We start from the raw sequence: 24354 nt of genomic DNA, 5'->3' as shown, positions 1-24354 counted from the left end.
GGAAGGCTCTGCGGCAGCTCGCCGGAAGGAGACAGCTGGTGGCACTGGAAGCCGACGTACTGGCCGAACTCCGGAGCCTGCGGGCGAGGGTGCCGCACCTGACGGGCGGGCTCGTCGCCAGCGTCGACGGCCTGGTCGTCGCGCACGACCTGAGCGGGCCGGAACCGGAGGGGGTCGCCGCGCTGACCGCCGCGGCACTGGGCGTCGCGGCCCGGATCACGGAGGCCACCGAATGCGGCGGCTTCCGGGAACTGCTCGTCAGGGGCGACCGCGGGTACATCGCCGCGTACGCGGCCGGCGGTGCCATGGCCCTCGCCCTGGTGGCGGGACCCGGGTCCAACGTGGGCCGTCTGCACCTGGAGGCCCGTCGATCCAGTCGGCGGATCGAGGATCTCGTCGACCTCGCGCTCCAACGTCAGGAGCGGAAATGACCGTACGACCCGGCTCTTCAGCCGACAAGCCGCCGGGCACGGGACGCGGCCGCGCCGCCACCGGACCCAGGCATTCGTCACGTCAGAGAACTCAACCCCAAGGAAGCGAGACCGCAATGGCCAACACCGAGACCGCGCTGAAGGATGTAATGACGTCGATCGAGGGCGTCCTGGGCGTCGCTCTCGTGGACTACGGCAGCGGCATGGCCCTGGGCACCCTCGGGGGTTCCAAGGACCTCGACCTGACCGTCGCGGCCGCGGGCAACACCGACGTCGTCCGCGCCAAGATGCGCACGATGGAGATGCTCAACCTCAAGGAGCACATCGAGGACATCCTCATCACGCTCAATACCCAGATCCACATGATCCGGCTGCTGACCGGGCGTTCCGGCAAGGGACTGTTCCTCTACGTCGCGCTGGACAAGGAACGGGCGAACCTGGCGATGGCCCGCCACCAGCTCAGGCGCATCGAAGCCGACCTGGAGGTCTGACCCGCCCCCCGGGCCCGCGGCCGACGGCGGCCCGGCACATCAGGCCCAGGCCGACGTGTGCCGGGTTCCGCCCTGCCGGGCCGCGGCCCGCTAGCGGCTCGCGGAAGACGAGGGGGCCGAGGACGAGCCGTCGGAGTGCCCGCCGTGGTGCGCCCCTTCCTCGACCCTGCCGCCCAGCTTCGCGCGCACCGGCTCCAGCGCCTCGGGGTCGGCCTCCACCACCCAGCGCTCCCCGATCAGGTAGGAACCGCCGTACGGCTCCGCCTCCGCCAGCCACGACTTCTGGCCGGCGGCGCTGGCGAAGGTGAGCATCACATAGGCACCGCGTGCCGTCGTGCACGCCCCCTGGCGCAGCTCCTCCACGTCCGTCTGCAACTGCGGGGTGCAGCCGACGGCCTCGCCGATCCGCTCCAGGGCGACCGGACCGCCCGCCGCATCCGTGTCCTGGCCGCCGCAGCCCGTCACCGCCAGCGCGACGACCGCCACTGCGGCCACCCTCGGGCCCCACGTACGGAACACGGACACCGGCATCACCTTTCCTCGACTCCTGACGCGGGTCGCTCACGTGCCGCACGCGCACCGCGCGCGACAGACGTTAACCCGAACGGCCCCATGACCCGTACAGCCTTGCGAAAAGCCGGCCCGCGGGTGTCCGGTATGGAAAAATCCGCCGCCGCACGCTCCGGAGGGGCTGGCACCCCGTGACTCCGACGCCTCCGATCGGGCATACTCCAACGCGCCGAAGCCGCAGGTCGGACCATGCCGTGACCCGGCGGGAGACCATCGGTCGACGGTCGACGAACCGGCAGCGCCGCCACACCCTGAGCGGACGCCGCCGCAGCGCCCGACAGGGAGGAGAGTGCCGCCATGTCCCACGACGGCCTTCAGCCGGTGGACCGACAGCTTCCCACCGAGGAGGCCCGCGACCTGCTCGCACTCGTACGCGAGCTGGCACAGCGGGAGATCAAGCCCAGGGCGGCCGAGGAGGAGGACGCCGGCGTCTTCCCGCGCGAGGTGTTCCGCCTCATCGGCGAGGCGGGGCTGCTCGGACTGCCCTACCCGGAGGAGTACGGCGGCGGTGGCCAGCCGTACGAGGTGTACCTGCAGGTGCTCGAGGAACTGGCCGCGGCACGGCTCACCGTCGGCCTCGGCGTCAGCGTGCACACCCTGGCCTGTCACGCGGTCGCCCACTACGGCAGCAAGGAGCAGCGCACCGGGCACCTGCCCGCCATGCTCGGCGGCTCGCTGCTCGGCGCCTACAGCCTCTCCGAGCCTGCCTCCGGCTCCGACGCCGCCTCGCTGCGCACCCGGGCCACCCACGAGGGGGACGCGTGGCGGATCGACGGCACCAAGGCGTGGATCACCCACGGCGGTGTCGCGGACTTCTACACGGTGCTGGCCCGCAGCGGGGCCGAGGGCGCGCGCGGCATCACCGCGTACCTGGTGCCCGGCGACGCGCAGGGCCTGTCCGCGGCGGTCCCGGAGAAGAAGATGGGCATGAAGGGGTCGCCCACGGCGCAGGTCCACTTCGACGGTGTGACCGTCCCCGACAGCCGCCGCGTCGGCGACGAGGGGCAGGGCTTCACCATCGCGCTGTCCGCGCTCGACTCCGGCCGCCTCGGCATCGCCGCCTGCGCCATCGGCGTCGCCCAGGCCGCCCTCGACGAGGCGCTCGCGTACGGAATGACCCGGCAGCAGTTCGGCCGTCCCGTCGTGGACTTCCAGGGACTGCGCTTCATGATCGCCGACATGGCCACCAAGATCGAGGCCGGCCGGGCGCTCTACCTCGCCGCGGCCCGGCTGCGGGACGCGGGCCGGCCGTTCTCCCGGCAGGCGGCGATGGCCAAGCTGTTCTGCGCGGACGCCGCGATGCAGGTGACCACGGACGCGGTCCAGTTGCTCGGCGGCTACGGCTACACCGCCGACTTCCCCGTCGAGCGGTACATGCGCGAGGCCAAGGTGCTGCAGATCGTCGAGGGCACCAACCAGATCCAGCGCATGGTGATCGCCCGCAGCCTCGCCGGCCCGGAGAGCAAGGAGCGCTGACCCGGCGGTGCCGCGCAGCCCGGCCGGGCGGCGCGGCACCGTGCGTACGTGGTGGGCGCGGTCAGGCCGCGCGCTGGAACGGTACGCGGATCGGCCGCGAACCGGGGCCGCCCACGTGGGAGAACGGCTGCGTGCGCCAGTCCAGCCCGGCGGGGAGCGTCAGCAGTACGCCCCACTCCGAGTCCTCGCCGCGGGCGTTGTCGTCGGCCGCCGTGGCCTCGGGGGCGGGACGCCCCGAGCCGGGGCAGACCGTCAGCCCGAACGGGTTCCACGGCGAGGCGCACAGCGCGTGCTGCGGCAGCACGTCCTCGTCGGCGAGGAGGGCGATCGGGCGCGCACAGTCGGGGCAGTGCACCCGGAAGATCTCATAGCCCTCTTCGTCGAAGGCGTCGTCGGCGTCGTCCGCCGTCAGCAGCTCGAACGGCTCGCGACGTTCGTGCTCCTCCTCGAGCACCGCCAGCGAGCGTTCGCCGCGGCTGTGTCGTGCGTGGGTGCGCATGGGTGCATCTCCCCCTCAGAAGAACGCCCACCAGCGGGGCCGGCCGGGCGCTTGGCCTCGGCCATAGCGAGCATTTCCCGCCGTGCGCCCGCGGTAATCACCGCCACTCCGACGAGCGTTGACATTGGGTGTGGCCTTCGTCACACAGTCGTCCGCAGGGGTGCTCCGTGCCCCCGCGGATGACGCCGTGCGCCCGCTCCGCGCCCTTCCGGCCGTCAGTCCCCCCGGGCCGCCCCGGCCTCCCGCGGGGGCGCCGTGCTCTTCCTGACGACCAGTCTGACCCCAAGCTCCATACGGGTGTTGCTCTTGTCCCCGGTCTCCTCGGGCTGCGACAGCCGGAGCAGCATCCGGGCGGCCTCCTCGGCCATCTCGACCAGCGGCTGGTTGACGGTGGTCAGCGACGGGCTGGCCCACTGGGCGAGCGGGATGTCGTCGTAGCCCACCACCGACAGGTCGCGCGGCACCTGCAGGCCCTTGACCCGGGCGGCCTCCAGGACACCGAGCGCCTGCAGGTCGCTGCCCGCGAAGATGGCGGTCGGCGGATCGGCCCGCTCCAGCAGGGCGAAGGCGCCGTCGTGCCCGCCCTGGACGTGGAAGTCCCCGTAGCGGATCAGGTCGTTGTCGACGGCGAGTCCCGCCATGCCCATGGCCGAGCGGAAGCCGTCGAGACGGGCGAGGGAGCACAGCATGTCGTCGGGGCCGGTGATGATCCCGATGCGGCGGTGGCCGAGGTCGATGAGGTGCCGGGTGGCGGCGACGCCGCCGGCCCAGTTCGCCGAGCCCACGGACGGGACGTCGGGTTCGGGGTCGCCCGCGGGGTCGATGATGACGAAGTTGATGGCGCGTGAGCGCAACTTGCGCTTGATGTCGTCGGGCAGCGAGGAGAAGACCAGGACGACGCCGAGCGGGCGGCGGCGCAGCACGCCCTCGATCCACTCGGGGCCGGGGGCGTGCCGGGTGCCGCTCTCGGTGAGCACGACGCTCATGTTGCGGCTCTTGGCGACGTTCTCCACGCCCCGGATGAGTTCCATCGCCCAGACGCTCTCGAGTTCGTGGAAGACGATCTCGATCAGCCGCGACTCGGGCTGGGTGGGGGAGGGGCGCTGGTAGCCGTTCGCCTCCAAGAGGCGTTCGACCTTGCTCCGGGTCGGTGCGGCCACATCGGGACGTCCGTTGAGCACCTTCGAAACTGTCGAAAGTGACACGCCCGCTTTCGAAGCCACGTCGGCCAGGGTGATCCGGCCCTCGGTCTCATCATCACGCATGCCGCACAGGATAGAGCACCGCCGTTCGGTAACGGTTTGGTCGCGTCAATTCCACGCTGTTGACCCCGGCGAAGGGGAAGCCTACGGTCCAGCGTCAGGCGAATTTCGGCAAAGCGGCCGAAACTTTCGAGAGGTCGATCATGAAGAAGCGTGCGTGGTTCCCCCGTGCCGTCGCCGGCGGCGCGACACTGGCACTGGGCCTGACCCTGACCGCCTGCGGCGGTGATGGCGCCTCCGCGGGAGGTGATTCCGGGACGATTCACGTCCTCGTGTACGGCGACTCCGCGAACAAGGTGGAGAAGGCGATCGTCGCCGAGTTCAACAAGACCTCGAAGGTCAAGGCCGTCCTCGACACGGTCCCCGGTGCGGACTACCAGCAGAAGCTGCAGACGGTCATCAACACCAAGCAGGCCCCCGACGTCTTCTTCAACTGGGGTGGCGGCAGCATCCAGCCGTTCGTGAAGGCCGGTCTGCTGCTCCCGCTCGACGACTTCATCAAGAAGGACCCGGGCCTGAAGGACAACTTCCTGTCCTCGGTCTTCAACACCGCCGTCGTCGACGGCAAGTCCTACGGCGTGCCGATGCGCGGCACGCAGCCGGTGCTGATGTTCAACAACAAGAAGGTCCTCGCGGACGCGGGCGTCCAGCCCCCGCAGACCTGGGACGAGCTCATCGACGCGGTCAAGAAGCTCAAGGCCAAGGGCGTCACCCCGATCGCGCTCGGCGGCGGCGACCAGTGGCCGACCCTGATGTGGTTCGAGTACCTCTACGACCGCGTCGCGGGTCCGGAGCTGTTCACCAAGGCGCTCGGCGGCGACAAGAGCGCCTGGGAGAGCGAGGACAGCAAGAAGGCGCTGGGCATGCTCAAGGAGCTCATCGACGCCGGCGCCTTCGGCACCAACTTCGACTCGGTGAAGTTCACCGACGGCGGCTCCCCCCAGCTCCTGGCCAGCGGCAAGGCCGGCTTCGAGCTCATGGGCTCCTGGGAGTACTCCACGCAGCAGGACGCCAGCCCGGACTTCGCCAAGAACGACCTCGGCTACACCAACTTCCCGACCATCACGGGCGGCAAGGGTGACGCCGCGAACGTCGTCGGCAACACCAACAACTTCTACTCGGTGCTGAAGAAGACCGAGCACCCGGACGCCGTCGCGGACTTCCTCAAGCTGATGTACTCCGACGACTTCGTGAAGCAGCAGCTCGCCATCGGCAACCTGCCCACCACCACGAACACCACCAAGTTCCTCGACTCGGCCGACAACCCGGACTACCTGAAGTACCAGTTCGACCTGGTCCAGAAGGCGCCCTCGTTCCAGCTGTCGTGGGACCAGGCGTACCCGCCGTCGGGCATCACGCCGATCCACCAGGCCGTGCAGCAGTTCTTCAACGGCCAGATCGACGCGGACGGCTTCATCAAGGCCATGCAGGCCCTGCCCACCTCCTGAGAGCGACGTCCCGCATGGTCTCCCTCACTGCCTCGGTGACGGGCAAGCAGCAGACGCAGCGCCCGGCCGGCCGTACCATCGGCCGGCCGGGCGTCGCCTGGGCGCTCCCCGCCACGATCTTCTTCGCCCTGTTCGCCGTCGTGCCCCTGGTGCTGGTGGCGGTCCTCTCCTTCACCACGTGGAGCGGACTGGGCTCGCCCGAGTTCGCGGGCTTCGACACCTGGGTCCGGGTCTTCCAGGACCCCGTCATGATCAAGAGCCTCTGGCTGAGCGTGCTGCTCACGGTGCTGGGCGTCGTCGTCCAGACCCCGCTGAGCATCCTGCTCGGCGTCTGGGCGGCCGGTCCCCAGCGGAACCGCGCCGTGCTGTCAGCGGTCTTCTTCGTGCCGCTGCTGCTGTCCGCGACCGCCGTCTCGGTGCTGTGGCGCGCTCTGCTCGACCCGAACTTCGGCGTCCCCTCGCAGGCGCGCTGGCTGTTCGGCGACGGCAACCTCTTCGGCACCCAGACCGCCGCGATCGGCGTGCTGGTGTTCGTCAGCACCTGGCAGTTCACCCCGTTCCACGCCCTGATCTACCAGGGCGCGACCCGGGCGATCCCGGAGGTGCTCTACCAGGCTGCGCAGATCGACGGCGCGGGCACCGTACGCCAGTTCTTCCACATCACGCTGCCGCAGCTGCGCAACTCGATCATCACCTCGATGATCCTGATGATCGTCGGCGGTCTCACCACCTTCGACACGGTGCTGATCCTCACCCAGGGCGGCCCCGGCACCGACACCACCATCAGCGCCTACTACATGTACGACAAGGCCTTCAAGGGATTCGACTTCGGCGCGGGCGCCGCGGTCGCGCTGATGCTCGTCGTCGTCGCCACCGTGATCTCGCTGATCGTCGTGCGCGTCTCGGGCTACGACAAGATGGCCGGCACCAAGGAGGGGCTCTGATGAGGCGACGCCCCAACTACCTGGCGGGGCTGGGCGCCCTGCTGTGGCTCGCGCTGGTGGGCCTGCCGCTCTACGTCATGCTCGGCGCCACGGTGCAGACGCGCGAGGAGTACAGCGGCAACGGGCCGCTGGCCTTCCCCCGCTCCTTCACGCTGGACAACTACGTCCAGGACTTCAGCAACGGCTTCGGCCAGTACTTCCTCAACACGGTCGTCGTCACGGTCAGCGTGGTGGCCATCGTGCTGCTCCTCGTGCCGCCGCTGGCGTTCGCCATCGTCCGCAACCGGGGACGCGGCACCTCGGGGGTGTTCCGGCTGTTCCTGCTGGGCCTGGCCATCCCCGCCCAGGCCGTGATCGTCCCGATGTTCTACGTCATCAGCAAGGTCGGGCTCTACGACAACCTCATCGGCGTCATCCTGCCGACCGCGGCGTTCTGCCTGCCGGTCTGCACGCTGATCCTGACCGGCACCATGCGTGACATCACCTCCGAGCTGTTCGAGGCGATGGCCATGGACGGCGCGTCCGTCCGGCGGACCTTCTTCCAGCTCGTCCTGCCGCTGTCGGGCAGCGGACTGTCGACGATCGTCGTCTTCTCCGCCCTGCAGGCCTGGAACGGCTTCCTCTTCCCCCTGGTGCTCACCCAGTCGGAGGAGACCAAGGTGATCACGCTCGGCCTCTACAACTTCCGGACCCAGTACGGCATCAACATCCCCGGCCTGCTGGCCGCAGTGGTGCTGTCCACGATTCCCGTCCTGCTCGTCTACCTGTTCGCCCGCCGTGCCCTGGTCCAGGGGCTCATGGGCGTCGGAGGAAAGTGAACGACAACGTGACCGCCGACTCCCGCGTCGAGGCGCTCATCCGTGAGATGACCCTCGACGAGAAGATCGCCCAGCTCTACGGCGTCTGGGTCGGCGCCTCCGGCGAAGGTGCCGAAGTCGCCCCCCACCAGCACGACATGGACGAGCCGCCCAGCCTGGACGACCTCCTGCCGGACGGCCTCGGGCAGCTCACCCGGCCCTTCGGCACCGTCCCCGTCGACCCCGCCCTGGGCGCGCTGTCCCTGATGCGCACCCAGGAACGGATCGCCGCCGCCAACCGCTTCGGCATCCCGGCCATGGCCCACGAGGAGTGCCTCGCGGGCTTCGCGGCCTGGGGCGCGACCACCTACCCGGTCCCGCTGTCCTGGGGCGCCTCCTTCGACCCCGAGCTGGTCCGGGTGATGGCCGCGGCCATCGGCCGTGACATGCGCTCGGTCGGCGTCCACCAGGGCCTCGCCCCCGTCCTCGACGTCGTGCGCGACGCGCGCTGGGGCCGGGTCGAGGAGACCATCGGCGAGGACCCCTACCTCGTCGGGACCATCGCCACCGCCTACATCCAGGGCCTGGAGTCCGCGGGCATCGTGGCCACCCTCAAGCACTTCGCCGGCTACTCGGCCTCCCGCGCCGGACGCAACCTGGCGCCGGTCAGCATGGGCCCGCGCGAGCGAGCCGACGTCGTCCTGCCGCCCTTCGAGATGGCGGTCCGGGAGAGCGGCGTCCGGTCCGTGATGCACGCGTACACCGACACCGACGGCGTGCCCTCCGCCGCCGACGAGGAACTGCTGACCGGGCTGCTCCGCGACGCCTGGGGCTTCGACGGGACCGTCGTCGCCGACTACTTCGGGATCGCCTTCCTCAAGACCCTGCACGGCGTCGCCGCCGACTGGGCGGACGCCGCGGGCACCGCCCTGCACGCCGGCGTCGACGTGGAACTGCCCACCGTCAAGACCTTCGGGCAGCCGCTGCGGGACGCCGTCGCCACGGGCCTGGTCGACGAGAAGTTCGTGGACCGCGCCCTGCGCCGCGTCCTGACGCAGAAGGCGCAACTCGGCCTGCTCGACCCCGGATGGAGCCCGGTGCCGTCCGCGCTCGCCGGGGCCGACCTCACCGACCCGCAGTCCCTGCGCGGCACGGTCGACCTGAACTCGGCCGCCCACCGGGACCTGTCGCGGCGCCTCGCCGAGCGGTCCGCCGTCCTGCTCGGCAACGACGGCACCCTGCCCCTGGAGCGACCCGCCCGCATCGCGCTCATCGGTCCCCAGGCGGAGACCCCGACCGCGGTGCTGGGCTGCTACTCCTTCCCCGTGCACGTTGGCGCGCAGCACCCGGACACTCCGGTCGGCATCGAACTGCCCACGCTGCGCCAGGCCCTGGTGGCGGAGTTCCCCGGCTCCGAGATCGTCACCGTCGCCGGCTGCGGCATCGATGACAGCGATGTCTCGGGCATCGCGGCGGCCGTCCGTGCGGCCCGCGACGCCGACGTGGTCGTCGTCGCGCTCGGCGACCGCGCGGGGCTCTTCGGCCGCGGCACCAGTGGCGAGGGCTGCGACGCGGAGTCGCTCACCCTGCCGGGCGTCCAGCAGCGGCTGCTCGACGCGCTCCTCGACTCGGGGACGCCCGTCGTGCTCACCCTGCTGGCCGGCCGCCCGTACGCCCTCGGACGGGCCGTGGACGAGGCCGCGGCCGTCGTCCAGACCTTCTTCCCCGGGCAGGAGGGCACCACGGCCCTCGCCGGAGTGCTGAGCGGGCGGATCAACCCGTCCGGGCGGCTGCCGGTGAGCGTGCCCCGGCACCCGGGCGTCCAGCCCTCCACCTACCTCGCCGCGCCGCTCGCGCGGGCCAGCGAGGTCTCCAACATCGACCCGGCCGCCGCCTTCGGCTTCGGCCACGGGCTGACGTACACGAGCTTCGAGTGGTCGGCGCCCCAGGTGCACGGGGCCGCCGACGGCCGGGCCGTGACCGGCACCGACGGCGAGGTCGAGCTGTCCTTCACCGTCCGCAACACCGGCGGCCGTGCGGGCAGCGAGGTCGTCCAGGTCTACCTGCACGACCCGATCGCCTCCGTCGTCCAGCCGGTGCAGCGGCTCGTCGGCTACCTGCGGGTGCCGCTCGAGGCGGGCGAGACGCGGCGCATCGACGTCACGGTCCCCGCCGACGTCGCCGCCTTCACCGGACGGGACGGCCGCCGCGTCGTGGAACCGGGGGAGCTGGAGGTGCGGCTGGCCGCGTCGAGCACCGACGTCCGGTTCACCGTACGGGCCGAACTGACCGGCCCGGCACGGCAGGTGGACCACACCCGGCGGCTGCACGCGCTGGTCGCCGGCGTGCCGGAGGAGTCCAGGTGAGCCTGCCCGAAGGGACGGGGGAGGCGGCCGTGTCGACGGCGAACGTCGCCAACCCCGTCCTGCCGGGCTGCCATCCCGACCCGAGCGTCTGCCGGGTCGGGGCGGACTACTACCTGATCACCTCGACCTTCGAGTACTTCCCGGGCATCCCTGTGTTCCACAGCCGCGACCTGGTCCACTGGCGGCCGGTCGGGCACGTCCTGGACCGGCTCTCGCAGGTGGACCTCGGCACCGTCGCCTCCTCCGAAGGGATCTTCGCCGCGACGATCCGGCACCACCGGGGCCGCTTCTACGTCGTGACCACGCTGGTGGGCGGCAGCGGACGGGGCGGCACCTTCGTCGTCACCGCCACCGACCCCGCCGGGCCGTGGAGCGACCCGGTGTGGCTGGACGACGCCCCCGGCATCGACCCCTCCCTCTTCTTCGACGACGACGGCCGCGCCTGGTGCACCGGCACACGGCTCGCCGAACCGGGGGAGTGGGAGGGCCAGACCGACGTCTGGCTGCGGGAGTTCGACACCGCGGCGCTGACCCTCACCGGCCCCGAGCACCTGCTCTGGCGCGGGGCGCTGCACGGCGCGGTGTGGGCCGAGGGGCCCCATCTGTACAAGGTGGACGGCCGCTACTACCTGCTGGCGGCCGAGGGCGGCACCGAGCACCGGCACGCCGTCAGCGTCGCCCGCGCCGACCGGGTCACCGGACCGTACACCGGCAATCCGGCCAACCCGGTGTTCACCCACCGCCACCTGGGCCGCGACTTCCCCGTCGTCGGCGTCGGCCACGCCGACCTGGTGCGGACGGCCGAGGGGGAGTGGTGGGCGGTGCTGCTCGGCAGCCGCCCGTACGGCGGGTACCACCCCAACCTCGGGCGGGAGACCTTCCTCGTCCCGGTGCGCTGGGAGGACGGCTGGCCGCTCTTCGCGCCCGGCGCCGGCACGACGCTCGGCCCCTTCCGCCCGCCCGTGGTCGCCGCTCCCGCGGACGGGCCCCACCCGGTGCCGGTGCGCGACGACTTCGACGGTCCCCGGCTGGATCCGCGGTGGAACCAGGTGCGCACCGCGGAACCCTTCTGGTCGCTCACCGCGCGTCCCGGCCGGCTCCGGCTGCCGCTCGGTCCGGCGACGCTCGCCGAGACGGGCACCCCCTGCTTCCTCGGCCGGCGTCAGCAGCACCAGGACGTCAGCGTGTCCGCACTCCTGGACGTGGCGCCGCGGACCCCGCAGGAGTGGGCCGGGCTCGCCGTCCGCCAGTCCGAGGCGGACCATCTGGTGTTCGCGGTGGCCGGGGACGGCCGCGGCGGCCGCCGCGTGCTCGCCGCGGTCCGCACCGGCGGCGAGCAACGCATCGTCGCGGAGGCGCCGTTGCCCCCGGGGCCCGTGGTGCTGCGCATCCACGCCGCGGGCCAGCGCTACGGGCTGTGCCACGCCCCCGCGGGCGCGGCCCCGGACGCGGAGACCGAACTGACCGCCGTGGACGGCGGATTCCTCAGCTCGCCCCGTGCCGGTGGCTTCCTCGGTGTCTGGCTGGGTCCGTACGCCACCGCCCACGGCGCCCCCTCCACCACCGTCGCCGACGTCGACTGGTTCGACTACCGGCCGCTCGCCACCTGACCTGGAGCCGACGTTGTTCACCGATCTCCCCGAGGCCGAGCTGCGGGACCACCGCAGCACCCAGACCGTGCCCGCCGACTTCGACGACTTCTGGCGGACGACGCTCGCCGAGTCGCGCGCCGCCGGGACCGCGGCCGTCACCGTCGTCCCCGCGTCCGGCCCGCGGCTGCGCACCGTGGCCGTCTTCGACGTCACCTTCCCGGGTTTCGGCGGTGAGCCGGTGCGGGCCTGGCTCCGGCTGCCGCACGGGGCCGAGGGACCGCTGCCCGCGGTCGTCCAGTACGTCGGCTACGGCGGCGGCCGGGGCCACGCCCTGGACAACCTGCTGTGGGCGTCCGCGGGCTTCGCCCACTTCCACATGGACACCCGGGGCCAGGGCTCGGGCTGGAGCCGCGGCGACACCCCCGACTCCGGCACCACGGGCCCGCAGGCCCCCGGGATGATGACCCGGGGCATCGACGACCCCCGCACGTACTACTACCGCCGCCTGTTCACGGACGCCGTCCGAGCCGTTGACGCGGTCCGCACGCTGCCCTCGGTCGACCCCGGGCGGATCGCGGTGCTCGGCGCGAGCCAGGGCGGCGGCACCGCGCTCGCGGTGGCCGCCCTCGCCCCCGAGGTCCAGGCCCTGGTGGCGCACGTCCCGTTCCTCTGCGACTTCCCCCGGGCCACGGTGATCACGGACGCGGACCCGTACCGCGAGATCGGCCGCTACCTCGCCGTCCATCGCGGCCGCGCCGAGCGGGCCATGCGAACCCTGTCCTACTTCGACGGCGTCAACTTCGCCGCCCGCGCCCGGGTGCCCGCCCGCTTCTCCGCGGCACTGATGGACGAGATCACGCCGCCCTCGACGGTCTTCGCCGCGTACAACGCGTACGCGGGGCCCAAGGAGATGGCCGTCTGGCCCTGGAACGGCCACGAGGGCGGCGCGGTGGACGACGACGAGGAGGCCCTCGCCTTCCTGCGCTCACGGCTCTGACGCACCGCCCCGGATCGCCCCGGACCGCACCACCCCGGCAAACCTGTTGCCGGGTGCCGGACCCCCGGCTACGGTCGCCCCCATGTCCCTGGGCATGTACCGCCACGTCCTCGTCCGGCCCGTCCTGACCTGGGGGGCCGTGGCCGTCGGGGCCCGGATGCCGGTGGCCATGGCGCCGCTCGCGCTGGTGTTCCTGGTGCGGGAACGGCCGGGTGGCTACACGTTCGGGGCGCTGCTCGCCGCCGCCTACGTGATCGGGGAGATCGTCGGGGCGCCACTGCTCGGCATGCGGCTCGAAGCCGAGCGGGCACGGCCTCAGTTGGCGCTGGGGCTCGCGGCGGGAGCCGTGGGCTTCGCCGGACTCGGGGTCCTGCACGACGCCCACCCCGCCGTACTGGCCGGGTTCGCGTTCCTGGCGGGGGCGGCTCCCGCCGCCGCCCCAGGTGGCATGCGGCAACTGCTCACCTCGATCGTGCCGGCGCGGGCCGTGACGCAGGCCCTCAGCGCCGAGTCGGTGCTGACGTTCGCCATCTGGGCGGTGAGCCCTGCCGCGGTGACGGGGCTCGCGCTCGGCGTGGCCCCGTACACCCCGCTGCTGCTCGCAGCCGTCCTCATGGCGGTCTCGGTGGCCGGGCTGTGGGCGCTGCCCGCCGGATGGCAGACCGACCGCCGGGACCGCGGCGGTGAGTCGATGCTGCGGATCACGGTCCGGGCCTGGCCGGTCTACGTCACCGGCGCCGCGTCCCTGTCGCTGCTCGCCCTCGCCGAGCTGATCCTGCCGGCGCTCCTGGAGCACCGCGGGATCGCGCTCGGCCTCGCCGGGCCGCTGCTCGCCGGGTTCGCCGCCGGGTCGGGGCTCGGGTCCTTCCTGTACGGTCTGCGCGCCGGCTGGCCGGGGCGGTTGCCCGTGCAGTCGCTGGTCCTGCTGCTCGCGGTGTCGGCGTGCGTGGCGCTCGTCGCCGTACTGCCGTCGGCGCCCTGGATGGGCGCGATCCTGCTCGTCGCCGGTGTCCTGCAGGCCGGGGCGATGCTGACCCGGAACCTGCAACTGCGGCAGGTCCTGCCCGCCAGCGCGCTCGCCGCCGGCTACTCGGTGATGTACGCCGCCGTGGGCGCGGGCTACGCCGCGGCGGGCAGCCTCTCCGGTGCGCTGCTCAGGGTGGCCGACCCGGACGTCTCGATCCTGGCCGGTGTCGGCCTGACCCTCCTGCTCACCGTCGTCGCGGCGTTCGGTGAGCGGTCGACGCGCGGGCGTACCTCGGGCGTTGGCCCGGGCCCCGGCACCGTGGCGGGAGGCACGTCGGCAGGCACGTCGGGAGGCGCGCAGGAGAGCGGCCGGAGCGACGCCCGGCCCGGCCCGTAGGCGCCGCGGCCCGGGTTCGTGTGCTCGGGGTCCGCGGCATCACCGCGCTCGCGCCGGGGCGGCTAGCCCTGCGGCTCCGGCAGCGGTTCGCCGGTCTCCAGCAGTGTCTTCAGGCCCGACACCAGGGCGGGCCAGCCCTGGGAGACCATGCCCAGGACCGTGCTGCCGGGGTCATGGGCCTCGTGGACGACGGTCAGCCTGACCGTCTCCCCGAGCGGTTCGATCTCGAACGTGACCTGGGAACGGCGGTCCCCGGCCAGCCGGGCGCGCACCTCCTCGTCAACCCCCGCCTTCGCGGCCCACTGAGGGGTGAAGGTGTGCCAGGTGTAGGAGAGCCGGTGCGGCGGGTCGGACTCCAGCACGACCTGGGCGGGATCGGCGGTGCGGGCGCCGCCCTCCTCCCAGACCATGGCCGAGCCGGCCGCCCAGTCGGTCTCGAAGGCGACGCCCCAGTAGCGGCGGGTGAACGCCGGGTCGGTCAGCGCCTGCCAGAGGCGCTCGGGCGTGGTGCGGATGTACGTGGTGTAGACGAATGCGGACTCGCTCATGGGTGCCTGCTCCAATGCCCTCTGCAGGTCGGCGAGCGCGTGCGCACGCTCGCGGTCGTACCGGTCGATCCATCGCTCGGCGACGGCGTTGATCGGGGCGGCGTTGAGGTAGTGCAGCTTCTCCCGGCCCCGGCGGGCCGTCGTGACCAGCCCGGCCTCCTCCAGCACGGCCAGGTGCTTGCTGACCGACTGCCGGGCCATGTCCAGCCCCGCGCACAGTTCGCGGAGGGTCTGCCCGTTGCGCGCGTTGAGGCTGTCCAGCAGCCGCCGGCGGCTGGCGTCGGCCAGCGCCTTGAAGACCTCGTCCATCCCGCTTTCCCGGCCGTCCCCAAAATGCAGCCGTCCGGCTGCCTGTCAAACATAGGCAGCCGGACGGCTGCATGTCAACGCGATGCGGCCGAAGGCGTGGGTGCGGGGGCGCGCCGCTACTCGGCTCGCAGGTCCCGGACGCGGCGGATCTTGCCGACGGAGCGCTCGACGGTGTCGGGGTCGACGACCGTCACCTCGACGGTGACGCCCACGCCCTCCTTGACGCCCGCCGCGACGGAACGCGCCGCCTCCTCGCGCAGCGCGGCGGCGGCGCCGGGACGCGCCTCGACGACGACCTCCATGTGGTCCATCCGGCCGCGCTTGGTGAGCCGGATCTGGAAATGGGGCGCCACACCGGGCGTGCGCAGGACGATCTCCTCGATCTGGCTGGGGAAGACGTTCACCCCGCGCAGGATGATCATGTCGTCGGAGCGGCCGGTGATCTTCTGGATGCGGCGGAAGGCGGGGCGCGCCGTGCCCGGCAGCAGCCGGGTCAGGTCGCGGGTGCGGTAGCGGATGACCGGCAGCGCCTCCTTGGTGAGGGAGGTGAAGACCAGCTCGCCCTCCTCGCCCTCCGGCAGCGGCTCGCCCGTGATCGGGTCGACTACCTCGGGGTAGAAGTGGTCCTCCCACACATGCAGGCCGTCCTTGGTCTCCACGCACTCCTGGGCGACGCCCGGGCCGATCACCTCGGACAGGCCGTAGATGTCGACGGCGTGGATGTCCATGCGCTCCTCGATCTCGCGGCGCATCTCCTCCGTCCACGGCTCCGCGCCGAAGATGCCGACCCGCAGCGAGGTGCCGCGCGGGTCGACGCCCTGGCGCTCGAACTCGTCCAGCAGGGTGAGCATGTACGACGGGGTGACCATGATGATCTCGGGCTTGAAGTCCTGGATGATCTGCACCTGGCGGGCCGTCATGCCGCCCGAGGCGGGGATCACCGTGCACCCTGCGCGCTCGGCGCCGTAGTGCGCGCCCAGGCCGCCGGTGAACAGGCCGTAGCCGTAGGAGATGTGCACCTTGTGCCCGGGACGGCCGCCGGCGGCGCGTATGGAGCGGGCCACCACGTCGGACCACATGGACAGGTCGTTCTCGGTGTAGCCCACCACGGTGGGCAGGCCGGTCGTGCCGCTGGAAGCGTGGACGCGGCGCACCTGGTCCATGGGGACGGCGAACATGCCGAAGGGGTAGTTGTCGCGCAGATCGGCCTTGGTGGTGAAGGGGAAGCGCGCCAGGTCGTCCAGACTCGCGCAGTCCTCGGGGCGCAGCCCGGCCTCGTCGAACTTCTTCCGGTACGCCTCGACGTTGTCGTACGCGTGGCGCAGCGTCGCCCGGAGCCGGGTGAGCTGCAGCTCCCGCAGTTCGGCGGCGCCCAGCTTCTCGGCGGAGTCCAGCAGGCCGTGGGGGAGCGGCTCTCCCAGTCGCGTCCCCGCGGTCGCCCGGTCCGTCGGCTCGCTGCTCATCCGTTCTCCTCCGTACGTCCGATGCTGCGGCTGCGCCCGCGGAACTCGGCGACCACCTGGTCGCCGCGCAGGATGCTCACGTCGTAGATGCCGCTGCGGCCGAAGCGGGTGCGCTCCTGCGCGGTGGCGACCAGTTCGTCCCCCTCGTGGACGGGCGCGACGAAGGTGATGTCGGCCCCGGCGGCCACCGTCACCGGGCCGTGGCTGTTGCAGGCACAGGCGAAGGCGGTGTCGGCGAACAGGAAGAGGTAGCCCCCGTGGCCGATGCCGTGTCCGTTGACCATCGCGGGCGTGACGGTCATGCGCAGCACGGCGGTCCCCTGGCCGGCTTCCAGCAGTTCGATGCCGAGGCTCTGCGACGCCTTGTCGGCGGCGAACATGCGTTCCGCCGGGCCCTGCGTCGTGTCCATGGCACCCCTCACGATCGTCACCACTCTTGTGAACCGACCGAACATTCGGTTAGCGTGCGGCACGCCCAAGGTAATCCAGCATCCGAACTGCCTGTCAAGAGGTGGAACGCATGACCCAGCACCTCCCCCCGCGGTCCGCAGACGAGGTCTTCCTGGTCGACGGCGCCCGCACCCCGCAGGGCCGCTACGGCGGCGCCCTGGCCTCCGTGCGACCCGACGACCTGGCCGCCCTGGTGGTCGGGGAGGCCGTGAACCGTGCCGGGATCCCGGCCGGTGCCGTGGACGAGGTGATCCTCGGCGCCGCCAACCAGGCGGGCGAGGACAACCGCGACGTCGCCAGGATGGCCGTGCTGCTGGCGGGTCTGCCGCACACGGTGCCCGGCTACACCGTCAACCGGCTCTGCGCCTCCGGGCTCACCGCCGTCGCCTCGGCGGCGCAGGCGATCCGCTCGGGCGAGGCCGACCTGGTCGTCGCCGGAGGAGTGGAGTCGATGACCCGGGCCCCCTGGGTGATGGCCAAGCCCGGCACCCCGTGGGCCAAGCCGGGCGAGGTGCACGACACCTCCCTGGGCTGGCGGTTCACCAACCCGCGCTTCGCCGCCAAGGACACCCTGTCCATGGGGGAGACCGCGGAGGAGGTCGCCGCGCTGGACGGGATCACCCGCGCCGACTCCGACGCCTTCGCGCTGCGCAGCCACCAGCGGGCCGTCGCCGCCCAGGAGGCCGGCCGCTTCGACCGCGAGATCGTGCCGGTCGCCGTCAAGGGCGGCGAGGTGACCCGGGACGAGGGTCCGCGTCCGTCCACCACCCTGGAGAAGCTCGGCACCCTGCGCACCATCTTCCGCGAGGGCGGCATCGTGACCGCCGGTTCCTCCTCGCCGCTGTCCGACGGCGCCGCGGCCCTGGTGGTGGCCGGCGGTGCGGCCGTCGATCGGTACGGCCTCACCCCGCGGGCCCGGATCGTCACCACGGCCACGGCGGGCGTCGAGCCGCACATCATGGGCCTCGGGCCCGTCCCGGCCACCGAGAAGGCCCTCGCGCGCGCCGGATGGCAGGTCGGCGACCTGGACGCGATCGAGCTCAACGAGGCCTTCGCCGCCCAGGCCCTCGCGGTCGTGCGGCGCCTCAAACTGGACGAGGAGCGGGTCAACGCCGACGGCGGCGCGATCGCGCTCGGCCACCCGCTGGGCTGCTCGGGCGCCCGCATCCTGCTCACCCTCCTGGGCCGCCTGGAGCGCGAGGGCGGCCGCCGCGGCCTCGCGACCCTCTGCGTCGGGGTGGGCCAGGGCGTGGCGATGCTGGTGGAGCGGGTGTGACCGGGGCCTTCCGCGGGCCCCGCGCGGCCGTCGTCCACAGGGCTTGCCGGAGGCGGCGAAGTTCGTCAGACTGTAACCGAACGAATGGTCGGTAGGGGAAGCTGGTATCGATGACCACACCGAACGCCACCGTGCCGGCGGAGGGCGCGCAGGCGCCGCTCCAGGAGCACTTCGACGCCACGATCGCGCGGGACCAGCGCATCGAGCCGCGGGACTGGATGCCCGAGGGCTACCGCAGGACGCTGGTCCGGCAGATCGCGCAGCACGCGCACTCGGAGATCATCGGCATGCAGCCCGAGGGCGAGTGGATCACCCGCGCCCCGTCGCTGCGCCGCAAGGCCATCCTGTTCGCGAAGGTCCAGGACGAGGCCGGCCACGGGCTCTACCTCTACTCGGCCGCCGAGACCCTGGGCGTGGACCGCGCGGACCTCACGCAGCGCCTGATCGAGGGCCGCCAGAAGTACTCCTCGATCTTCAACTACCCGACCCTCAGCTTCGCCGACGTCGGCGTCATCGGCTGGTTCGTGGACGGGGCCGCCATCTGCAACCAGGTGCCGCTGTGCCGCTCCTCCTACGGGCCGTACGCCCGCGCCATGGTGCGCATCTGCAAGGAGGAGTCCTTCCACCAGCGCCAGGGCTACGAACTGCTGATGACGATGATGCGCGGCACCGAGGCCCAGCGGGCCATGGTGCAGGACGCGGTGGACCGCTGGTGGTGGCCCTCACTGATGATGTTCGGGCCGCCCGACGGCGACTCGCCCAACTCGGCCGCGTCGATGGCCTGGAAGATCAAGCGGCACAGCAACGACGAGCTGCGCCAGCGGTTCGTCGACATGACCGTCCCGCAGGCCGACAAGCTCGGCGTGACCCTGCCCGATCCGGAGCTGCGCTGGAACGACGAGCGCGGCCGGCACGACTTCGGCACCCCCGACTGGTCGGAACTGCAGCGCGTCATCAGCGGCGACGGACCGTGCAACGGCGAGCGGATGGAACGCCGCCGCTCCGCACACGAGGAAGGCGCCTGGGTGCGCGAGGCCGCGACCGCCCACGCCGCCAAGCAGGCGGCCCGGGCAGAGGAAGGAGCTGTGGCATGAGCACCACCGGCGACAGCGCGACCAGGGCCGAGTGGCCCCTGTACGAGGTGTTCGTCCGCGGCAAGCGCGGCCTGAACCATGTCCACGTCGGCTCCCTGCACGCCGCCGACGACCGCATGGCGCTGACCCACGCCCGCGACCTCTACACGCGGCGCAACGAGGGCGTGAGCATCTGGGTGGTGCGCTCGGAGCACATCACCGCGTCGACGCGGGACGAGAAGGACCCCTTCTTCACCCCCAGCGCCGACAAGGTCTACCGGCACCCCACCTTCTACGACATCCCCGAAGACGTCCCCCACATCTAGGAGCAGGGCATGAGCGACGAGCACGTCTACCTGTCCCTGGCCGAGGGGCACGACGACGACGCCCGCTGGGCCTTCGGCACCGGGTTCCAGGACCCCCTGCACGGCGTCGACACCGCCGTGCCCGAGGGCGTGGACGCCGCGGAGCTGGCCGCCCGCTGCCTCGCGCTCGGCGACGACGCCCTGGTCGGCGCCCAGCGCCTGGCCGAGTGGTGCACCCGCGCGCCGGAGCTGGAGGAGGAGGTCGCCCTCGCCAACATCGGACTCGACCTGCTCGGCCAGGCCCGGCTGCTCTACTCCCGCGCCGGTCAGGTGGACGGCACCGGCCGTGACGAGGACGCCTACGCGTACTTCCGGGACGCCGCCGACTTCCGCAACGTCCGCCTAGCCGAACTGCCCTGCGGGGACTTCGCGTTCTCCATGGCCCGGCTGCTGGTCACGTCCAGCTGGCGGCTCGCCGTCTTCGAGCGGCTCGCCCGCACCGCGCAGGACCCGGTCCTCGCCGCCATCGCCGCCAAGGGCGTCAACGAGCTGACCTACCACCGGCAGTACGCCGCCGAGTGGACGGTGAGGCTCGGCGACGGCACCGAGGAGTCGCACCGCCGCATGCGGGCCGGCCTGGAGCAGGTCGCCCCGTACCTGGAGGAGCTCTTCACGGCCGGCGCGACGTGCGGCGTCGACCCGGCCGACGTACGGGACGAGGTCACCGCCGCGCTGCGCCAGGTCACCGAGGCCGCCGGGCTGCCCCCGGCCGTGGCCGAGCCCCTGCCCGGCCACGGCCGCGAGGGCGACCGCACCGAACACCTCGCCCCGCTGCTCGCGGAGTTGCAGGGCGTCGCCCGTGCTCACCCCGGAGCGGTCTGGTGAGCGCCGTGACCACGCTCACCGACGCCCACCGGGCGGCCCGGGTGGCCGCCGAGGTGCCGGACCCCGAGCTGCCCATGCTGACCCTGGCCGACCTCGGCGTCCTGCGCGACGTCGCGGTCGCCCCGGACGGCACCGTCGTGGCCGCCCTCACCCCCACCTACTCGGGCTGCCCCGCCATGGCGGAGATGCGTGCCGACGTCGCGGCGCGGCTGCGCGCCGCCGGCTTCCACCGGGTCGAGATCCGCACCGTCCTGGACCCCCCGTGGACGACCGACTGGATCACCCCCGAGGGCCGCCGCAAGCTCGCCGAGCACGGCATCGCGCCCCCCGGCCCGGCGCCCCGGCGTGCGGCCGGGCCGGTACCGCTGCTGCTCACCGACACCCGGCGCGCCGTCGCCTGCCCCCGCTGCGGATCCGCGGACACCCAGGAGACCTCGCGCTTCGCTGCCACCTCCTGCAAGGCCCTGTGGCGCTGCCGTGCCTGCCTGGAGCCGTTCGAGTACGTCAAGGAGATCTGATGGCCCCGACCACCCCCGCCCCGCAGGCGGCAGCGGCCCCGCGGGTCCGTCGCCGCCCGGCCTTCCACGCCCTGCGGGTCGCCGCGGTCGAGCCGCTCTGCGAGGACGCGGCCGCCGTCAGCTTCGACATACCGCGGGAACTGGCCGAGGAGTTCGCCTTCGCGCCCGGGCAGTCCCTCACGCTGCGCCGCGAGGTCGACGGCCGGGACGAGCGCCGCTCGTACTCCATCTGCTCCCCCGCCGGCGCCACCCCCCGCATCGGGGTGCGCGTGGTGCCCGGCGGGCTGTTCTCGGCCTGGCTGGTGCACGACGTGCGCCCGGGCGACACCGTCGAGGTCATGGGCCCCACCGGCGCCTTCACCCCCGACCTCACCGCGCCCGGGCACCATGTGCTCATCGCGGCCGGCTCCGGCATCACCCCGATGCTCTCCATCGCCGAGTCGGTCCTCGCCGCCGACCTGGGCTCCCGGGTCACCCTCTTCTACGGCAACCGGCGGACCGACACGGTCATGTTCGCCGACGAACTCGCCGAGCTGAAGGACCTGCACCCCGCCCGGTTCCACCTCGCCCACGTGCTCTCACGGGAGCCGCGCGAAGCCGACGTGCTCTCCGGCCGCCTCGACGCCGAACGGCTCGCCACCCTCGTCGAGGGCCTCGTCGACGTCCCGAACGCCGACCACTGGTGGCTGTGCGGCCCGCACGGCATGGTCGTCGACGCCCAGCAGGTCCTCACCGGCCTCGGCGTACCCGACGACCGGGTGCACCAGGAGCTGTTCTACGCGGACGACGAACCCGTCACCCCGGTCCGCCACGAGGACGCCGTCGCCGACGGCCCGGTCAGCCAGGTCACCGTCGTCCTCGACGGCCGCACCACCACGGCCGCGCTGCCGCGCGACCGCAGCATCCTCGACGGTGCCCAGCGCACCCGCCCGGACCTGCCGTTCGCCTGCAAGGGCGGCGTCTGCGGCACCTGCCGGGCACTCGTCACCGACGGCAAGGCGGAGATGCGCCGCAACTTCGCCCTCGAGGCGTCCGAGGTCGACGCGGGCTACGTGCTGACCTGCCAGAGCTACCCGGTGTCGGACGACCTGACGGTCGACTACGACAGCTGACGCCCCGTCGGCACCCGCCGCCCCCGGGAACCGGTTGCTAAGGTCTGGTCCGGGGGTGGGAGGTGACGAGGTGCTGAGCGAGGTCGGCGAGCTCTCCGACGCCGGGCCGTTCGAGCACCCCGCGTTGTTCTACCGGGACGCGGGGGAGTACACGGCTCGCACGGTGCCGTTCCTGCTCGAGGGGATGGCCGCCGGTGAACCGGTCGCCGTCGCCGTGCCCCCGCCCCGTCTCGCCCAACTGCGCGCCGCGTTGGGCCCGCGCGGCGCCAATGTGCAATGGATCGACATGGAACACGCCGGGCGCAATCCCGGCCGCATCATCCCCGATGTGCTGCGGGCCTTCGCCGACACCCGCCCGGCGGGCCGGGTACGGATCATCGGTGAGCCGGTCTGGCCCGGGCGGAGCGTCCTGGAGTACCCGGCGTGCGCCCAGCACGAAGCATTGATCAACGTGGCGTTCGCCGGCCGCCCGGTCACGATCCTGTGCCCCTACGACGCCACCGGGCTGGACTCCGCCGCACTGGCCGAGGCCCGTGCCACGCATCCCGTGGTCCTCGACGGTGACCGTGGCCGACGCAGCGCGCAGTACGCGCCCGGGCGGGTGATCGCCGCGCACAACCGGCTGCCGCAACGCCCCTCCCGCGCCCTCGCCTTCGGATTCGCGGAGCCCCGGCTCGCCGAGGCCCGGCACGCGGCGACGGCCGAGGCGCGCCGCCTGGGGCTGGCCGGTGACCGGCTCGCCGAGTTCTCCCTGGCCGTCGGCGAACTGACCACCAACAGCGTGCTGCACGGCGGCGGTTCGGGCGTCGTCCGCGTCTGGGCGGAGGACGGTCACGTGGTCTGCGAGGTGCACGACCGCGGACGGCTCACCGACCTCCTCGCCGGCCGCCGCCCGGCCTCCCGCGACCGGCCCCACGGCAGGGGCCTGCTGCTCGTGCACCGCATCGCCGATCTGGTGCGCCAGCGCACCACCGCCGACGGCACGACCATCCGCGCCTACCTGCGCCTTTGACGACCGGCGGTTCCGCGACCGGACCCTCGGACGACCGGACGACCGGACGACCGGACGCCCGCAGGCCCGTGGGACCGGCGGGCGCGCTGCGCCCCTCCGGTCCCACGGAATCCCACAAACGGTGTGCGGACGGGCCGACGTCAGTGGTCGAGGGTGTCCTTGCCCTTCTCCACTACTTGCTTGGCATCGCCCTTGACCTGGTCGGCCTTGCCCTTCAGCCGCAAGCTCTCATCGCCGGTCAGCTTGCCCGTGGCCTCTTCGGCTTTGCCCTTCATCTTCTGGCCGGTGTTCTTGACCTTCTTCTCGGCACCCATGGGGTTCTCCTTCCGGGGGTCGATCAGCGCTCCCCTCCGCCTGCCCGGAAGATCCCTGATGAAACCATTTGCTCGGATTCTGGAGGTGGCGGCCCAGCAGCGCACCGCCGAACACCACGAAGCCCACCCCGATCAGCCAGCACTGCACGATCAGCACCGTGCCGACGGCCCCGTACGAGACCGCGTTGGTCACGATCAGCGGCGAGAACACGAATGAGGAGAAGACCCGCAGCCCGATGAGACCGACCATCGTCGCGATCGCCCCGGGCACCAGCGCCGCCCAGGGCACCTGCCCGGCCAGCAGGAAGTACTGCCCCCACCAGAAGAAGACGAAGCCCAGCACGACGCCCGTGCCGCCGCGGAGCACCGTGTCCGGCCACCCCCCGCCCAGCACCGCCCCGCTCTGTGCCTCCGCGAACAGGTACGCCGTCAGCGCCGCCAGCCACACCGCCCGCCGCCACACGTGGTGCCACGGGGTGGGCGGCACCTGCCAGATCCGGGTGTACCCGACCTCGACGCACGCCGCGAAGGAGAGCCCGAACAGCGCCAGCGCCAGCAGGCTCAGACCGCTCGTACTGCTGATCACCTTGCGCGGGGCGGCGAACAGTTCCTTCACGGCCCGAGCGGGTTCGGCCGAAAGCCCCATTCCGTCGACGACCCACTGGGCGAAGCCGTAACCGTGGAAGGGCACCGCCGCGGCGACCACGATCAGCAGCGGGACCAGCGTCACCAGACCGAGCGCGGCGAACCCCATGGAGCGCTGCAGCAACTCCAGTTCGCCGCCCTGGTGCCACATGCGGCCCGCCCGCGAGTCCCGCCACGACCGGTACGGATGCCGGATCCACCGGGCCGC

General features: G+C 72.5%; 25 protein-coding genes. 17 read left to right on the top strand and 8 right to left on the bottom strand.

Features of this window, described 5'->3' with window-relative positions; all coding sequences use genetic code 11:
* Nucleotides 1–38: 38 nt before the first annotated feature.
* Nucleotides 39–431: a roadblock/LC7 domain-containing protein gene (locus ACFW3D_RS21905; RefSeq protein WP_089223339.1), complete on the top strand. Its 393-nt coding sequence runs from the start codon at nt 39–41 to the stop codon at nt 429–431.
* Nucleotides 432–547: 116 nt separating this feature from the next.
* The gene (locus ACFW3D_RS21900; protein WP_018562397.1) at nt 548–922 is read left to right on the top strand and encodes a hypothetical protein; all 375 of its coding nucleotides are present in this window, start codon (nt 548–550) and stop codon (nt 920–922) included.
* A gap of 90 nt (nt 923–1012) precedes the next feature.
* On the opposite strand, the gene ACFW3D_RS21895 is transcribed toward ACFW3D_RS21900, so the two are convergent.
* Nucleotides 1013–1447 carry a hypothetical protein gene (locus ACFW3D_RS21895; RefSeq protein WP_500506025.1) on the bottom strand — a complete coding sequence of 145 codons (435 nt, stop codon included), beginning with the start codon at nt 1445–1447 and terminating at the stop codon, nt 1013–1015.
* Nucleotides 1448–1789: 342 nt separating this feature from the next.
* On the opposite strand from ACFW3D_RS21895, the gene ACFW3D_RS21890 reads away from it, so the two are divergent.
* Nucleotides 1790–2968: an acyl-CoA dehydrogenase family protein gene (locus ACFW3D_RS21890; protein ID WP_500506023.1), complete on the top strand. Its 1179-nt coding sequence runs from the start codon at nt 1790–1792 to the stop codon at nt 2966–2968.
* A gap of 61 nt (nt 2969–3029) precedes the next feature.
* On the opposite strand, the gene ACFW3D_RS21885 is transcribed toward ACFW3D_RS21890, so the two are convergent.
* Together ACFW3D_RS21885 and ACFW3D_RS21880 are read right to left on the bottom strand one after the other, a co-directional pair.
* Nucleotides 3030–3467, bottom strand: coding sequence for a hypothetical protein (locus tag ACFW3D_RS21885; protein ID WP_500506021.1), 438 nt, complete (start codon nt 3465–3467; stop codon nt 3030–3032).
* A gap of 215 nt (nt 3468–3682) precedes the next feature.
* Entirely contained in the window at nt 3683–4732 is a 1050-nt protein-coding gene (locus ACFW3D_RS21880) for a LacI family DNA-binding transcriptional regulator (protein WP_500506018.1), read from the bottom strand.
* A gap of 140 nt (nt 4733–4872) precedes the next feature.
* Here ACFW3D_RS21880 and ACFW3D_RS21875 point away from each other — a divergent pair, with 140 nt between their 5' ends.
* From ACFW3D_RS21875 to ACFW3D_RS21845, 7 genes are all read left to right on the top strand, one after another.
* Nucleotides 4873–6177, top strand: coding sequence for an ABC transporter substrate-binding protein (locus ACFW3D_RS21875; protein WP_500506015.1), 1305 nt, complete (start codon nt 4873–4875; stop codon nt 6175–6177).
* A gap of 14 nt (nt 6178–6191) precedes the next feature.
* A complete protein-coding gene (locus ACFW3D_RS21870; protein WP_500506011.1) occupies nt 6192–7121 on the top strand; it encodes a carbohydrate ABC transporter permease in 930 nt (309 codons plus the stop codon).
* The gene (locus ACFW3D_RS21865) at nt 7121–7939 is read left to right on the top strand and encodes a carbohydrate ABC transporter permease (RefSeq protein WP_500506008.1); all 819 of its coding nucleotides are present in this window, start codon (nt 7121–7123) and stop codon (nt 7937–7939) included. Before ACFW3D_RS21870 ends, ACFW3D_RS21865 begins: the two co-directional genes overlap by 1 nt.
* Nucleotides 7940–7986: 47 nt before the next feature.
* Entirely contained in the window at nt 7987–10284 is a 2298-nt protein-coding gene (locus ACFW3D_RS21860) for a beta-xylosidase/alpha-l-arabinosidase (RefSeq protein WP_500506128.1), read from the top strand.
* Nucleotides 10281–11894 (top strand): glycoside hydrolase family 43 protein, encoded by a 1614-nt coding sequence (locus ACFW3D_RS21855; RefSeq protein WP_500506005.1) that lies wholly within the window; start codon nt 10281–10283, stop codon nt 11892–11894. Before ACFW3D_RS21860 ends, ACFW3D_RS21855 begins: the two co-directional genes overlap by 4 nt.
* 13 nt (nt 11895–11907) lie before the next feature.
* Nucleotides 11908–12873, top strand: coding sequence for an acetylxylan esterase (locus ACFW3D_RS21850; protein WP_500506003.1), 966 nt, complete (start codon nt 11908–11910; stop codon nt 12871–12873).
* 82 nt (nt 12874–12955) lie between these two features.
* Nucleotides 12956–14236, top strand: coding sequence for an MFS transporter (locus ACFW3D_RS21845; protein ID WP_500506001.1), 1281 nt, complete (start codon nt 12956–12958; stop codon nt 14234–14236).
* A gap of 62 nt (nt 14237–14298) precedes the next feature.
* Here the strand turns inward: ACFW3D_RS21845 and ACFW3D_RS21840 are convergent, their stop codons facing one another.
* From ACFW3D_RS21840 to paaI, 3 genes are all read right to left on the bottom strand, one after another.
* On the bottom strand, nt 14299–15093 hold the full coding sequence (locus ACFW3D_RS21840; RefSeq protein ID WP_500505999.1) for an ArsR/SmtB family transcription factor: 795 nt from the start codon (nt 15091–15093) through the stop codon (nt 14299–14301).
* A gap of 116 nt (nt 15094–15209) precedes the next feature.
* Nucleotides 15210–16556 carry a phenylacetate--CoA ligase PaaK gene (paaK, locus tag ACFW3D_RS21835; protein ID WP_500505996.1) on the bottom strand — a complete coding sequence of 449 codons (1347 nt, stop codon included), beginning with the start codon at nt 16554–16556 and terminating at the stop codon, nt 15210–15212.
* The gene (paaI, locus tag ACFW3D_RS21830; RefSeq protein WP_500505994.1) at nt 16553–16966 is read right to left on the bottom strand and encodes a hydroxyphenylacetyl-CoA thioesterase PaaI; all 414 of its coding nucleotides are present in this window, start codon (nt 16964–16966) and stop codon (nt 16553–16555) included. The genes paaK and paaI overlap by 4 nt, the downstream gene beginning before the upstream one ends.
* Nucleotides 16967–17076: 110 nt before the next feature.
* On the opposite strand from paaI, the gene ACFW3D_RS21825 reads away from it, so the two are divergent.
* The 7 genes from ACFW3D_RS21825 to ACFW3D_RS21795 all read left to right on the top strand — a co-directional run bounded on the left by ACFW3D_RS21825 (nt 17077) and on the right by ACFW3D_RS21795 (nt 23187).
* Nucleotides 17077–18282 carry a thiolase family protein gene (locus ACFW3D_RS21825; protein WP_500505992.1) on the top strand — a complete coding sequence of 402 codons (1206 nt, stop codon included), beginning with the start codon at nt 17077–17079 and terminating at the stop codon, nt 18280–18282.
* Nucleotides 18283–18392: 110 nt separating this feature from the next.
* Complete coding sequence (gene paaA, locus ACFW3D_RS21820; protein WP_500505990.1) at nt 18393–19376, top strand: 1,2-phenylacetyl-CoA epoxidase subunit PaaA; 984 nt, start codon at nt 18393–18395, stop codon at nt 19374–19376.
* Nucleotides 19373–19681, top strand: a complete 309-nt coding sequence (gene paaB, locus ACFW3D_RS21815) for a 1,2-phenylacetyl-CoA epoxidase subunit PaaB (protein WP_500505988.1) — start codon at nt 19373–19375, stop codon at nt 19679–19681. Before paaA ends, paaB begins: the two co-directional genes overlap by 4 nt.
* 9 nt (nt 19682–19690) lie before the next feature.
* Nucleotides 19691–20545, top strand: a complete 855-nt coding sequence (gene paaC / locus ACFW3D_RS21810; RefSeq protein ID WP_500505985.1) for a 1,2-phenylacetyl-CoA epoxidase subunit PaaC — start codon at nt 19691–19693, stop codon at nt 20543–20545.
* A complete protein-coding gene (paaD, locus tag ACFW3D_RS21805; RefSeq protein ID WP_500505983.1) occupies nt 20542–21063 on the top strand; it encodes a 1,2-phenylacetyl-CoA epoxidase subunit PaaD in 522 nt (173 codons plus the stop codon). Before paaC ends, paaD begins: the two co-directional genes overlap by 4 nt.
* A complete protein-coding gene (gene paaE, locus ACFW3D_RS21800) occupies nt 21063–22175 on the top strand; it encodes a 1,2-phenylacetyl-CoA epoxidase subunit PaaE (protein WP_500505980.1) in 1113 nt (370 codons plus the stop codon). Before paaD ends, paaE begins: the two co-directional genes overlap by 1 nt.
* Nucleotides 22176–22230: 55 nt before the next feature.
* Nucleotides 22231–23187 (top strand): anti-sigma factor RsbA family regulatory protein, encoded by a 957-nt coding sequence (locus tag ACFW3D_RS21795; protein WP_500505978.1) that lies wholly within the window; start codon nt 22231–22233, stop codon nt 23185–23187.
* A gap of 140 nt (nt 23188–23327) precedes the next feature.
* On the opposite strand, the gene ACFW3D_RS21790 is transcribed toward ACFW3D_RS21795, so the two are convergent.
* Both ACFW3D_RS21790 and ACFW3D_RS21785 read right to left on the bottom strand, forming a co-directional pair.
* A complete protein-coding gene (locus ACFW3D_RS21790) occupies nt 23328–23462 on the bottom strand; it encodes a CsbD family protein (protein ID WP_245938779.1) in 135 nt (44 codons plus the stop codon).
* Complete coding sequence (locus tag ACFW3D_RS21785) at nt 23416–24297, bottom strand: YhjD/YihY/BrkB family envelope integrity protein (protein WP_500505975.1); 882 nt, start codon at nt 24295–24297, stop codon at nt 23416–23418. Before ACFW3D_RS21785 ends, ACFW3D_RS21790 begins: the two co-directional genes overlap by 47 nt.
* Nucleotides 24298–24354: the final 57 nt, after the last annotated feature.

The organism is Streptomyces sp. NPDC058864, from assembly GCF_042742985.1.
GTDB lineage: Bacteria > Actinomycetota > Actinomycetes > Streptomycetales > Streptomycetaceae > Actinacidiphila.
The sequence above is the reverse complement of the archived record's forward strand: the minus strand, read 5'-3'. Positions and strand labels throughout refer to the sequence as shown.